Origin of the sequence: Halalkalibacter kiskunsagensis (assembly GCF_037027555.1) — a bacterium.
GTDB lineage: Bacteria > Bacillota > Bacilli > Bacillales > Bacillaceae_D > Halalkalibacter > Halalkalibacter kiskunsagensis.
This window is the reverse complement of sequence record NZ_JAXBLX010000002.1, coordinates 118,256-130,804: the sequence shown is the minus strand read 5'-3', so window position 1 is coordinate 130,804 and position 12,549 is coordinate 118,256. Positions and strand designations below refer to the sequence as shown.

The following is a 12,549-nucleotide window of genomic DNA, read 5'->3' as shown; positions in this document are numbered from 1 at the left end:
TCAAATGGTGAACTAAGAACGTTATTTCTGTTTAATGGAGATAACATTTTCTTCGCTTAACTGAACTTGTTGTTGTTTATTAATATGGATGAATTCATCATCAGCTAAGTTTGTAAAGACAATGGGTGTTATCGTTGATGTAGCATTTTCTTTAATGTAATCTAAATTAAAACGAAGAAGCTCTTGTCCTTGTTTAACTTTATCATCTTGTTTGATAAAGGTTTCAAAGCCTTCCCCTTTTAAATTAACTGTATCAAGACCAACGTGAATTAGGATTTCTTTTCCTTCGTCAGATAAGATTCCGATCGCATGCTTTGTCGGGAAGAGGTTCATAATCGTCCCAGAAACTGGTGATTTTACGATCCCTTCACTTGGTTCAATGGCAAAGCCATCACCCATCATTTTTCCTGAAAATACTTGGTCAGGAACTTCAGTTATTGGAATCACTTTTCCAGCTAAAGGAGAAGTGAATGAAACATCACCAGAAACAGCATCATTTGTTTTTGTTTGAGCTGGCTCTTCAGTAGGAGTTGGAGTACGTCCACTAATGATGTCTTGCATCTGCGATTTAATTTGGTCAGAGCGCGGACCAAAGATCGCTTGAATGTTATTCCCCATCGTCATCACACCAGAAGCGCCAAGCTTCTTCAGCGTGTCTTTTTCAACCTTATCTACATTGTTTACACTAACACGTAAACGAGTAATACAAGCATCTAAATTAGTTAAGTTTTCCTTTCCGCCTAAAGCTTTTAACACAGCATATGGCAATTCAGAAGTATTAGAACTGGAAGGTGTGTCTTTTTCTTCTGTCACTTCTTCACGACCTGGAGTCATTAAGTTGAACTTTTTAATAGCAAAACGGAAGCCAAAATAGTAAATGACAGCCATAATTAATCCTACAGGAATAACAAGCCACCAATCAGTTCGGTTAGGAAGGACCCCAAATAATAAGAAGTCAATAACACCGCCTGAGAACGTCATCCCGATTTTGACATCGAGAAGTTGCATTGTCATAAAAGAAAGACCGGCAAACACTGCATGAACTGCAAATAGGACTGGTGCAACAAATAAGAAACTAAATTCAAGTGGCTCTGTAATACCTGTTAAGAAAGAGGTAAGAGCAGCAGAACCCATAATACCAGCTACTAATTTCTTTTGTTCAGGACGTGCGCAGTGATAAATGGCAAGGGCAGCTGCTGGAAGTCCAAACATCATGAAAGGAAACTTCCCTGTCATAAACGTACCTGCAGTTAACTCAGCGCCATCACGAATTTGTGCAAAAAAGATTTGTTGGTCACCACGGACAACTTGTCCTGCTGCATTAGTATACTGACCAAATTCAAACCAAAATGGTGAGTAGAAAATATGATGGAGACCAAATGGAATTAATGCACGCTCAATCACCCCAAAGATAAAGGCTGAAATGGTTTGGTTTGATTCAACCATTAAGTAAGAAACATTGTTCAATCCAATTTGAATCGTTGGCCATATGAAATGGAGGACAATCCCGATAAATAAGGCAAAGAAAGCTGTTGCAATTGGGACAAAGCGCTTTCCAGCGAAAAACCCAAGGTAAGAAGGTAACTCCATATTAAAGTACTTTTTATACGTAAATGCGGCTAACAACCCGGCAATGATCCCGCCAAATACTCCAGTTTGTAGAGTTGGAATACCTAGTACATTGGTGATACCAGGGTCATCTGCAACCATTTCTGGTGTGATCCCTCCAGTAACACTCATTGTCACATTAATAATTAAGTATCCAATAAGTGCAGCAAGGCCTGCAACCCCATCCCCGTTTGAGAGTCCAATGGCAACCCCAACGGCAAAGAGAAGTGCAAGGTTAGCAAATACGATATCGCCAGAACTCTCCATAATACTAGCTAGCATCACAACCCAACCAGTTTCAAGAGCAGGGATTCGAGCTATTAAATCGGGATTTTGAAGTGCATTACCAAACGCAAGCAAAATACCGGCTGCTGGTAATAAGGCAACAGGAAGCATAAGTGCTTTACCGACACGTTGCATAACACCAAATGAGTTTTTAAACATAATAATTCCTCCTTGTATATTTAGTTTGAAGATGTTAATTGATTTTTATGCAACAAAAAAGGCATGAGTGGCAAGGAAGCTAGCACAGAAGAAAGATAAGAGATCCTCTTATCAATTATTCTTGTACTACCTAATCCTTTCCCCTCATGCCTGCATAATCAGTAACACGTGAAAAGAATATTATTACTTCGAGAGTCTTTGAAGATGTAATGTTAAGTATACAGCTTCAGCCTCTGGAATCGTTTTCTTTAATGTTTGTTGCATAATTTTCATCAATTTCCAAGAAAGATTGTAGCATATTGGATATTCTGCTTGCAAGACATTCTTTAATGTTTCTTGATTATCGAAATATTGACCTTTATTTATTCGTTCAATCACATGATGTAGATGTCGGACAAGTCGTAAGTAGTTGACGTCCTTTCGATCGATTTGAAGTTGTAAAGACTTTTCAATTACTTGAACCAATTCAGCTATAAGTTGAGTATGTCGATTCACTTCTTTTAACGAACGTCTTGTGAGCGCACTGTGTATGTGTAGGGCAACAAATCCAATTTCTCCAGGAGGAATTTCAAGTTCTAATTTATCACTCAAGTAGTCAATTAGTTCAGTGGCTACAGAAAATTCCTTTGGATAAGCAAGTTCGGTTTCAGGCAGAAATGGATTTTTGAGATCTAAGCCTTGCTTGACTCGTTTAATCGCATAATAAAGGTGGTCAGTTAAGGCGATATGAATGTGTTCATGAAGCTGAACGGAAAATCTCTCTTCTACCATTTCAATTATATCGTTCATTAAGCCGATGAAATGTTCATCTACGTAATCCAATAATTGTTTGTATTGTTCTTGTTCTTTGGCTTCTTTTAATACAAAGAACTTTTCAGCTTGCTCTCCGGCAACTAATTCCCCGGCCTTTTTTCCAAAACCGAGTCCTTTCCCGATTAAGACCACTTCTTCATAATCTGGATGCTCTGCGACTAAGACATTATTATTAAGTACTTTTTTTACGGATAACATGGTTTCCTCCTTTCAATAGCTAGAATTTTGTCGAAACTACACTAATTTCCACTTTTATCATATCGATAAAAAAAACAGACGTCAATGATAATTATTCGTAATATATTAGACAATAGTTGCCACATCGAGAAAACAGTCGATTTTTGTAAAGATATACACTAATATGGAAGGGGGAAAGAGTAAGGAGTGTATGATGTGAAGCAACAATTAACTTATGATGATATAAAAAGAAAAGTAGAACAAATCAATAAGCGGATTTATGATTATGAGCAACCTTTTTTTAATACAGTTGATGATATATTGGACGAAAGTGAGGGCAAGCACGTTACCTCGGTTTTAACGGAATCACTTGAGAAATTGTTAGCGCAAGTAAATAGGGAAATTGAAACTATTGAAAAAGAAATCAACGTAACACCGACTTGTCAAGTTGGCTGTGCCCATTGCTGTTATTTTCCGATCATTGTTACTCGCTTAGAAGTGAAATTGATGCTTATGTATATTGCACAACAACAAAAAGAGAGAAAACAGGTAGTGTTACAACAGATTAGATCGTACTTACACGAACATTCGTCTATTTTAAATGATATAAAAATGCTAGATTTTCGAAAAGATCAAGAGTTTAAAAGAAAATATAAAGAGCTAGCTCTTCCGTGTGTTTTTCTTAATCTTGAAACAAGCAAATGTATGGCATATGAAGTGCGCCCAATTCCATGTCGAACGTATACTAATTACGTTGATGTATCTGTTTGTGAAAAAGAGGTTCTCCCTAAGGAACCAGTTAGTTATGAGTTCCTACACCGCTTCTATGTTCAAGGAATGGATGAGGTTATTCAAGAAATACTAGAAGTGGTTGAGGATAAGGAGCTAGGCTTCTCTTATCCAGCCGATGCAGGAGATGTGAATTATTTGCCGGTTTTGTTACAAGAAGAGCTTGAGTCATTGGAGCGTTAAAAAGAGAGAGATCGTGCTTAAAGGAAACAGTCGACCTTTTGGTACAGGTGTGTGAATGAAAAAGGGAAAGGCAATGGCTCCGCACGATGCACGCCCACTATGAGAAGACTACTCATAGTGGGCTAAAAAGAAAGCATCGGCTCATTGCTATGAGTTAGAACAAAAGGGCAGTTCGGCCCTTTTCTCAGCGAAGAGCGGGAATGGCTCCACTCGTTGCGCGCGTTTAGGAGAAAACCGCTCCTAAACGCTTAAAAGATGGCAACGGCTCCACTCATTGCTTAGAGAATGTACCAAAAGGGAAAAGCACCCTTTTGGTACAAGTGTGTGAATGAAAAAGGGAAAGGCAATGGCTCCGCACGATGCACGCCCACTATGAGAAGACCACTCATAATGGGCTAAAAAGAAAGCAACGGCTCCACTCATTGCTTAGAGAATGTACCAAAAGGGAAAACCACCCTTTTGGTACATTCTCTATAATTTTCTAAATATTTATCATTTAGAATGTGCATATCTCGTGTTATTATTAGTATATGGTGAGATAGCTATTCTTTATCGTTGTGATGATGCATAGACTATAATAACTACTAGGTGTTGTCTTGTTTTTGTCTTAGATATATAGGGTAGGATTTTCAGGGAGGGATTGCAAATGGATGTAAATGTGAATGAGTATTTTGAAAAGCGAGTGTCGGAAGCGAAGCGCCAATTTGAAAGAACTGTAGATTGTAAGCATACTGAATTTGACGATCTTTACCCATACATGACAGAGCAACCTCAATTTTTCTGGTACAAACGTTATGTTGCGTGGCAGGAGTTGTTAACGGTAGTAAAGATTGCTGAGGATATGGAAGTTAACTGGAAACAATTATTCCTAGATAAGCAGTCTTCATTTGTGGAAGGTAGAGTACTTGATGCGAAAGTATTAGATGACTGGTATGAAGAGTCAGAAAAGCATGAAAAAGAATCGTCCAAGAATGAGTAAAAAAATCAGCCCCCTAAGGTATAATTCTTAGGGGGTTTGTTGTACATAGAGATGATTGCTTTTAAAAGGAAGGGATCTAAATGAGATGGTTGATAGGTTTGGTTCTACTGTTCGGATTGGTTGCGTGTAACCAAACGGAAGAGACAGAGGAAGTTTCGAAAGAAGACATTGTAGAAGATAACAAGATACCAATGAAAAGTGAAGTGAATACAAATGAACAAGAAGAGGAATTAATTGAAATTGATTTGTTTCAATATAGTGATCGTGAGCCTGTACAGTGGGGAGAAGCGGTTCATGGTGTGAAAACCCGAATGGACACGGATGATAAGGTAATTGCCTTAACGTTTGATGCGTGTGGTGGACCTTATGGAAATGGGTATGATAAAAAGCTTATTGAATTTTTAAGAGAAGAAGAAGTTCCAGCTACCCTGTTTGTAAATGAACGATGGATTCTAGAACATGAAGCTCTATTTTTGGATTTAGCGAATGACCCTCTTTTTCAAATTGAGAATCACGGCACAGACCACGTTCCTTTGTCTGTATCGGGCCAAATAGCTTGGGGGATTGAAGGTACAAATAGTCCTGCAGATGTGGAAAGAGAAGTAATGGGAAATCAGGAAACAATTGAGCGGTTAACAGGACGAGCACCGACGCTTTTTAGGTCAGGAACGGCTTTTTACGATGAAATAGCTGTTGAATTGGTTAATGAGCTAGGGCTTGAGGTCGTTAATTTTGATATCTTGGGAGATGCGGGGGCGACCTATTCTGCAGCTCAGGTTCATCAAGCGTTAATGGGGTCCGAGAAGGGCTCCATTGCTCTTCTCCATATGAATCAACCTAGTAGTGGAACTGCAGAAGGTGTTGCGCTAGCAGTTCAAGATTTACGGGAACGGGGTTATTCGTTTGTAAAATTAGAGGGCGTAGACTTGAAATGATTGAAGAGTAGGGTTCGATTGTGATATTTGATCAATCGTTCTTTTTTTATGGAGAGGAAAGGGTTAAAAAAATTAAGGCATTTGACTAAATACGAAGGAAAACTCAGACCGTTGCCAAATGATAGTAAGAAGCATACTTTCTTTTTGGCTGGGCCTGAGTTTGCTAATTTAGTGTTATATGTGAGTCTGTGTGTTGGTAGATACCGTTAAGTTTATCACCGATGTCTTCTTCAATTTCTTGGTTGGTTGGTACTGAGTCATAGCTTTGAATAATTTTGAATGTTTCAAGGCAAAGCAGGTGGTAGGGGTATTTTTCACCACTGTCTTCGATAATGGCATAGAGCTTGTCTTTTTTTGTGCTAATCAGGTCACCTGGCTCCTTAACTGAACGCTTTCGGTTAATAGTCACATTCACGCCGGATAACACCTCTTTTTAACACCATTATCGGATGAAATAGTAGGAAATATTCAAATCAAAGAAAAATTATTTTTTCTTTTTATGATTTGATTTATTTGTACCGTTATCAATCATTTCACTTGCCACTTCTTCGTTAAATAAGGATTCTTTCGGTGTTTGATTATTAGTCAGTGCTTTGCCTTTTTGTCTGTTACGTTTATTCATTGGATGTCCTCCTTTTGATTGTTTAAAAATGGTTTCACTGTTACTATTTCTTTAGATTAAAATCTTATACAAGAGTAGGTGTCATTGTGGCGAAAAAGAAGTATTATGTCGTTTGGAAAGGAAGAAAGCCGGGAATTTATTCAACTTGGTTAGAGTGTGAGGCGCAAGTGAAAGGATATACAGGGGCAAGATTTAAGTCATTCCCGAGTAAAGAAGAAGCAGATGCTGCTTTTACAGGAGGAACTAGCTCAAATAAGTTGAAGTCAAAAACAAAACCAAAACCATCAACGCATGAAACTACTGAGGAAGTTGATTGGAATAGCATTTCTGTTGATGTAGGCTGCAGGGGCAATCCAGGCATTGTCGAATACAAAGGAGTCGATACAAAAACGGGAGAGATCTTGTTTGCTCATGATGAAATCCATATTGGAACAAATAATATGGGTGAATTTCTCGCGATTGTTCACGGACTTGCGTATTTAAAAGAGCAGGAAAGTTCAAAAACTATTTATTCTGATTCAATGACAGCAATAAAATGGGTCAAGCAAAAGAAAGCCAAATCGACATTAGAGAGAAATGAGAATACGGCTTATATTTGGTCTTTAATGGATCGTGCTGAAAAATGGCTGCAAACAAATCATTATCCCAATAAAATTGCAAAGTGGCATACGGAAAAATGGGGAGAAATTAAGGCTGATTATGGAAGAAAGTAAGGAGGGAGGAATGGATTTGCTGCTGTCAGATTTGTTCTCCGCGGTTTACAAGTAGATTGATTGGCAATGGAATATTGAGTACACTTGTTTTCTTGTTTTCGTTCATTTTCGATTTAGTTATCGTAACAAGTTAAGGGGGGGAAAAAGTGTACGAACGTTTAGTGCAGAAGCAACGAAGCTACTTTTATTCTGGAGCGACAAGAGATATTTCTTTTCGCATGAAGCAACTAACGCTACTAAAGTGGGCGCTAAAGAAACGTGAAACAGAAATAGTAGAAGCGCTTCGAAAGGATTTAAATAAATCCGAGGAAGAAGCTTTTCTTACAGAGTTAGGGCCGCTTTATCAAGAAATTAGCCATATGAAAAAACATTTACCAAAATGGGCTAAACGAGAAAAGGTAAAGACAGCCTTGTCGCATGTTGGTTCAAAAGGGCATATTCACCACGAGCCACATGGTGTAACGCTTATTATAGCCCCTTGGAATTATCCATTGCAGTTAGCGTTTGCGCCTTTAGTTGGGGCAATTGCTGGAGGGAATTGTGCAGTTTTGAAACCTTCGGAATTAACACCAGCTACATCAAGTGTCATGTCAAATTTAGTAAAAGAGTATTTTACTGATGAATATATCGCTGTTGCCGAAGGCGCTGTGGAAGTAAGTCAAGCGCTACTTGCTCAACGCTTTGATTATATTTTCTTTACAGGGAGTGTCAGTGTAGGGAAGAAAGTAATGGAAGCTGCTTCAAAAAATTTAACGCCACATACATTAGAGCTCGGTGGGAAAAGCCCTGCTATAGTTAATAAAGACGCAAAGCTTGATTTGGCTGCAAAAAGAATTGTCTGGGGGAAGTTTATCAATGCCGGACAAACATGTGTAGCTCCAGATTATGTTTTCGTTCATAAAGAAGTAGAAGAAGCGTTTTACTCCCATTTAAAAAAACATATTAAGAACTTATTTGATGAAAAGTATGAACAGTTACAATATCCTAAGATTGTTAGCGAACGTCATTTTAATCGTTTGCTTTCCTTTATGAATGATGGCGACGTTGTAGTAGGAGGGAAAAGTGACAACGAGAAGTTAACCATTTATCCAACGGTACTAAGAAATGTTAAAAGGGATGCTTCGATAATGAATGAGGAGATATTTGGTCCTATTTTGCCTGTTCTTTGCTTTACCGAATATGATAAAGTGATGGAGCGCATTCGAGAGGGGGCGAATCCATTGGCTTTATATGTGTTTGCGGAAAACAAAGAGGTCCAGAATCAATTAATCCATGGCTTGCCATTTGGTGGTGGATGTATAAATGATACGATAATGCACTTAGCCACCCCTCACTTGCCTTTTGGTGGAAAAGGTGAAAGTGGGACAGGCGCTTATCATGGTTACGAAAGTTTTGCCACTTTCACACATAAAAAAAGTATTTTAACTCAATCAACTCTATTTGATGTTCCTGTTCGGTATAAACAAGACAAAAAAACGATGACGATCTTGCGGAAATTACTCCGTTAAACAAACGTTTGATTAATGATACTTTTTCAATAATGGGGTAAAGATGAGAAGGTAATAAAGAAATATAAATATATAAATAAACCTATGGATCCATTGATGCCATAGGTTTATTTATATATATTAACAAACAATGTTTATTCTTTCTTTAAAATTATTATTGTTTATAGTTGACATCATTAGCGAGGTTTTATACAATGATAAACGTAATCAAATAATAATTATTATTAATAAGGAGTTGTTATAGATGACTGACAAACGTATGGTATCAAAACAGGCACCGCGCTTTGAAATGGATGCTGTAATGCCGAATCAAGATTTTGAAAAAGCGAGTTTAGAAAAAAATATGAAACAGGATAAATGGACCGTTCTTTTCTTTTATCCAATGGATTTCACATTCGTTTGTCCAACAGAAATTACATCTATGAGTGACCGTTACGATGAGTTTGAAGATTTAGATGCAGAGGTCATTGGTGTTTCAACTGATACAATACACACACATAAAGCTTGGATTAATACGTCTCGTGAAGAAAATGGTCTCGGAGAGCTGAAGTATCCTTTAGCTGCAGACACAAATCACGCCGTCTCCAGCGATTATGGGGTGTTAATTGAGGAAGAGGGAGTAGCTCTACGCGGTCTCTTCATTATAAGTCCAGAAGGTGAATTAATGTACTCTGTAGTAAATCACAACAATATTGGACGCGATGTAGATGAGACACTACGAGTATTACAAGCTCTTCAAACTGGAGGCTTGTGTCCGGCGAATTGGAAACCTGGACAATCAACCCTGTAAGACGATAAAAAAATAAAAATAATCGATTTAGATTAATAGATTTTGTTTAAAAGAATATACATGTCAAGGAGTGGAAGTTATGAAACTACGTGAAGAAATGCCAGAATTAACAGGAGCAACTGCTTGGTTGAATGGAGAAGTAACAAAGGATGAATTGTTACAAAGTGGAAAGGCGACATTGATTCATTTCTGGTCTGTAAGTTGTGGTCTATGTAAAGAGGCAATGCCTGATATTAATGAGTTCCGTGATGAATATGATGATGATTTAAACGTGATTGCCGTTCATATGCCAAGATCAGAGAACGATTTGGACATGTCTGTTATTGAGGCAATGGCTCAAGGTCATGATATTATTCAACCTACGTTTGTTGACAGTGAACACAAGTTAACAGATGCGTTTGAAAACAAGTATGTTCCAGCTTACTATGTGTTTGATGCTGAAGGTAAACTAAGACATTTCCAAGCTGGGGGAAGTGGTATGGATATGTTAAGAAAAAGAGTTAACCGCGTGTTAGGTCAAGAAGTTAAGTAGAATAGTAGAAGTTTTCTGTACGAAAACTTGAAATTTAAAAGGGGAATTGGAGGAGGGAAAGAATGAAAAAGTTATCTACCAATCAAGGTGCACCAATTTATGACAATCAAAATTCTCGTACAGCTGGTCAAAATGGACCTACACTTCTCGAAGACTATCAATTGATTGAAAAGCTAGCTCATTTTGACAGAGAGCGTATTCCTGAACGAGTTGTTCATGCTCGTGGTGCAGGTGCACATGGTGTGTTTAAGGTGAAGAATAGCCTGAAGCGTTATTCAAAAGCTGCTTTATTTCAAGATGAAGGCAAAGAAACACCTGTATTTGTTCGGTTCTCAACGGTAATTCATGGAACCCACTCACCTGAAACATTACGTGATCCACGGGGTTTCTCTACGAAGTTTTACACAGAAGAAGGGAACTGGGATTTAGTTGGGAATAACTTGCCTGTGTTCTTTATTCGTGATGCAATGAAGTTTCCTGACTTGGTTCATTCTTTAAAGCCAGACCCGCGCACGAACCGTCAAGATCCTGATCGTTACTGGGATTTCTGGTCATTAAGACCTGAATCAACAAACATGCTTATGCACCTTTTGTCTGATGAAGGAATTCCTGCTGATTACCGTCACATGCGGGGCTCAAGTGTGCATGCACTCAAACTCATTAATGAGTTTGGCAACACTGTTTATGCCAAATTCCGTTGGGTACCAAAGAAAGGTGTCAAGAACTTATCAGCGGAAGAAGCAGCTAAAATTCAAGCAGAAAACTTTAATCATGCAAGTCAAGATCTCTATGAAGCTATTGAAAATGGTGACTATCCGGAATGGGATTTTTATGTGCAGATTTTAGATCCTGCTGATATGGATAAGTTTGACTTTGACCCGTTAGATGCAACAAAAGATTGGTTTGAAGAAGACATTCCTTATCAATTAGTAGGAACAATGACACTTAATAAAAACCCAGATAACGTTTTTGCTGAAACGGAACAGGTTGGGTTTAACCCAGGGGTTGTTGTACCTGGAATTGAACCTTCTGAAGATAAATTGCTCCAAGGTCGTCTATTCTCTTATTCTGATACACAACGTTATCGTGTTGGACCTAATTACTTACAGCTTCCGATTAATTGCCCATTCGCACAAGTTCACAATAACCAGCGTGATGGTGCGATGACATTTAAGCAACAAACAGACCGTATTAACTACGAACCGAACCGTTATGAGCACACATCAAAAGAAGATGGTGCGTATGCTGATCCAAAAATGTCTGTTCAAGGGGTTAGTGGCAGACAAGAAATTGATAAGACAAACAACTTTGGTCAAGCGGGTCAAGTGTACCGTCGTTATTCAAAAGAAGAGCAGGATGCGCTTGTGAAAAATATTACGGCGGATATTTCGTCTGTTGCAGAACAAACGAAGTTACTCGCTATATGTAACTTCTATCGTGCAGATGAAGAGTTAGGAAAGCGTTTGGCTAAGAATTTAGATCTAGACATAACACCATATTTACAACACATTAATAATTAATAGAGTTTTTTCCAAAAGGTGGTTATTATTTTTGGGAACAAAGTGAAAGAGGCAGTCTCCTTTTGGAGTCTGCCTCTTGATTCGTTTAAAGCTATGATAATAGATATGTTTATGTTTATCCTCCGAAGAAAAAGTCAATGACATTTGATGCAGTACAAGTTTGACTATTATAGAATTCTGAATAACTACAATTTGTACAATATACGACAAGAAATTTGTTGTGTTGAATATCAAACATTTTGGACAGTCCCGTTCCAGTTGTAGCAATTTCTTTAGTTTTGGCTTCGGTATGTCCGCATTTAATGCAGCCTTTTTCCTGCATATAAATCACTCCTGAAAAACTAAGAACATTGGTTTAACAACAAAAAGGAGAGACCAAATCGCATGATTTGATCTTAAAATAGTAGTGTAATTTGTTGTGTTCTCTCCTTGAACTGAATCCGTTACTCTAAGGAAAGCTCCATTTTTTATTATAATTTCATTCCACTTCGACTTTTAAATCGCCTTAACAAGATATGGCTTTCTACACGCGTAATCCCTTTTAACGCGTATAACTCTTCGTTAATAAAGTGTTCAAGCTGTTCAAAATCCTCAACAAGAACATGCATGTGAAGTGTGCTAGGTCCAGTCATTTGATAGCAACTAGCAACTTTTGGGTTCTCTGCTAGGGTTTCTGCTACAGCAACAAGGGACGTTGGTTCGCAATCTACCTCAAAAAATGCAGACACTTTTTTCCCTACTTTATCAGAATTAATGACAACACTAAACTTTTCGATAACTTCCTCTTCAATTAGTTGGTTAATCCGCTCTCTAATAGCGACTCGCGAAAGACCCAGTTCTTTCGCAATATCAACATATGACATCCGCCCATTGATTGTTAACAGCTGTAGAATACGTTTATCGGTAGTGTCTAGTTTCATATCAACCACACCTTTA

General features: G+C 38.1%; 14 protein-coding genes. 8 read left to right on the top strand and 6 right to left on the bottom strand.

Going from position 1 to position 12,549, the window contains the following annotated elements; translation table 11 throughout:
• Positions 1-21: 21 nt before the first annotated feature.
• The gene (ptsG, locus tag SLH51_RS01855) at positions 22-2,052 is read right to left on the bottom strand and encodes a glucose-specific PTS transporter subunit IIBC (RefSeq protein ID WP_335958660.1); all 2,031 of its coding nucleotides are present in this window, start codon (positions 2,050-2,052) and stop codon (positions 22-24) included.
• A gap of 183 nt (positions 2,053-2,235) precedes the next feature.
• On the bottom strand, positions 2,236-3,063 hold the full coding sequence (gene glcT / locus SLH51_RS01850) for a glucose PTS transporter transcription antiterminator GlcT (protein ID WP_335958658.1): 828 nt from the start codon (positions 3,061-3,063) through the stop codon (positions 2,236-2,238).
• A 195-nt stretch (positions 3,064-3,258) separates the two neighbouring features.
• Between glcT and SLH51_RS01845 the strand changes: the two genes are divergently transcribed.
• The 3 genes from SLH51_RS01845 to SLH51_RS01835 all read left to right on the top strand — a co-directional run bounded on the left by SLH51_RS01845 (position 3,259) and on the right by SLH51_RS01835 (position 5,928).
• Positions 3,259-4,014 carry a YkgJ family cysteine cluster protein gene (locus tag SLH51_RS01845; protein WP_335958656.1) on the top strand — a complete coding sequence of 252 codons (756 nt, stop codon included), beginning with the start codon at positions 3,259-3,261 and terminating at the stop codon, positions 4,012-4,014.
• Between the two features lie 646 nt (positions 4,015-4,660).
• Positions 4,661-4,993, top strand: a complete 333-nt coding sequence (locus tag SLH51_RS01840) for a hypothetical protein (RefSeq protein WP_335958654.1) — start codon at positions 4,661-4,663, stop codon at positions 4,991-4,993.
• Between the two features lie 80 nt (positions 4,994-5,073).
• Complete coding sequence (locus tag SLH51_RS01835) at positions 5,074-5,928, top strand: polysaccharide deacetylase family protein (protein ID WP_335958653.1); 855 nt, start codon at positions 5,074-5,076, stop codon at positions 5,926-5,928.
• Between the two features lie 163 nt (positions 5,929-6,091).
• Here the strand turns inward: SLH51_RS01835 and SLH51_RS01830 are convergent, their stop codons facing one another.
• Together SLH51_RS01830 and SLH51_RS01825 are read right to left on the bottom strand one after the other, a co-directional pair.
• Entirely contained in the window at positions 6,092-6,343 is a 252-nt protein-coding gene (locus SLH51_RS01830; RefSeq protein WP_335958652.1) for a hypothetical protein, read from the bottom strand.
• 69 nt (positions 6,344-6,412) lie between these two features.
• Entirely contained in the window at positions 6,413-6,550 is a 138-nt protein-coding gene (locus SLH51_RS01825; protein WP_335958650.1) for a hypothetical protein, read from the bottom strand.
• 86 nt (positions 6,551-6,636) lie between these two features.
• Between SLH51_RS01825 and rnhA the strand changes: the two genes are divergently transcribed.
• The 5 genes from rnhA (at position 6,637) to SLH51_RS01800 (ending at position 11,613) form a co-directional block, all read left to right on the top strand.
• Entirely contained in the window at positions 6,637-7,263 is a 627-nt protein-coding gene (rnhA, locus tag SLH51_RS01820; protein WP_335958649.1) for a ribonuclease H, read from the top strand.
• A 146-nt stretch (positions 7,264-7,409) separates the two neighbouring features.
• Entirely contained in the window at positions 7,410-8,771 is a 1,362-nt protein-coding gene (locus SLH51_RS01815) for an aldehyde dehydrogenase (RefSeq protein WP_335958647.1), read from the top strand.
• Between the two features lie 244 nt (positions 8,772-9,015).
• Positions 9,016-9,561: a peroxiredoxin gene (locus tag SLH51_RS01810; RefSeq protein ID WP_335958646.1), complete on the top strand. Its 546-nt coding sequence runs from the start codon at positions 9,016-9,018 to the stop codon at positions 9,559-9,561.
• Positions 9,562-9,640: 79 nt separating this feature from the next.
• Positions 9,641-10,093 (top strand): TlpA family protein disulfide reductase, encoded by a 453-nt coding sequence (locus tag SLH51_RS01805; protein WP_335958645.1) that lies wholly within the window; start codon positions 9,641-9,643, stop codon positions 10,091-10,093.
• 62 nt (positions 10,094-10,155) lie between these two features.
• A complete protein-coding gene (locus tag SLH51_RS01800; protein ID WP_335958643.1) occupies positions 10,156-11,613 on the top strand; it encodes a catalase in 1,458 nt (485 codons plus the stop codon).
• Positions 11,614-11,728: 115 nt separating this feature from the next.
• On the opposite strand, the gene SLH51_RS01795 is transcribed toward SLH51_RS01800, so the two are convergent.
• Both SLH51_RS01795 and SLH51_RS01790 read right to left on the bottom strand, forming a co-directional pair.
• Entirely contained in the window at positions 11,729-11,935 is a 207-nt protein-coding gene (locus SLH51_RS01795; protein ID WP_335958640.1) for a zinc ribbon domain-containing protein, read from the bottom strand.
• Between the two features lie 148 nt (positions 11,936-12,083).
• A complete protein-coding gene (locus SLH51_RS01790; RefSeq protein ID WP_335958639.1) occupies positions 12,084-12,533 on the bottom strand; it encodes an Lrp/AsnC family transcriptional regulator in 450 nt (149 codons plus the stop codon).
• Positions 12,534-12,549 lie beyond the last annotated feature (16 nt).

Excerpts from the sequence above, each read along its gene's own strand:
- glcT (WP_335958658.1), bottom strand. The coding sequence starts at position 3,063 with ATGTTATCCGTAAAAAAAGTACTTAATAATAATGTCTTAGTCGCAGAG.
- SLH51_RS01795 (WP_335958640.1), bottom strand. The coding sequence starts at position 11,935 with ATGCAGGAAAAAGGCTGCATTAAATGCGGACATACCGAAGCCAAAACT.
- SLH51_RS01800 (WP_335958643.1), top strand. The coding sequence starts at position 10,156 with ATGAAAAAGTTATCTACCAATCAAGGTGCACCAATTTATGACAATCAA.
- ptsG (WP_335958660.1), bottom strand. The coding sequence starts at position 2,052 with ATGTTTAAAAACTCATTTGGTGTTATGCAACGTGTCGGTAAAGCACTT.
- SLH51_RS01790 (WP_335958639.1), bottom strand. The coding sequence starts at position 12,533 with ATGAAACTAGACACTACCGATAAACGTATTCTACAGCTGTTAACAATC.
- SLH51_RS01810 (WP_335958646.1), top strand. The coding sequence starts at position 9,016 with ATGACTGACAAACGTATGGTATCAAAACAGGCACCGCGCTTTGAAATG.
- SLH51_RS01825 (WP_335958650.1), bottom strand. The coding sequence starts at position 6,550 with ATGAATAAACGTAACAGACAAAAAGGCAAAGCACTGACTAATAATCAA.
- SLH51_RS01805 (WP_335958645.1), top strand. The coding sequence starts at position 9,641 with ATGAAACTACGTGAAGAAATGCCAGAATTAACAGGAGCAACTGCTTGG.
- SLH51_RS01835 (WP_335958653.1), top strand. The coding sequence starts at position 5,074 with ATGAGATGGTTGATAGGTTTGGTTCTACTGTTCGGATTGGTTGCGTGT.
- SLH51_RS01840 (WP_335958654.1), top strand. The coding sequence starts at position 4,661 with ATGGATGTAAATGTGAATGAGTATTTTGAAAAGCGAGTGTCGGAAGCG.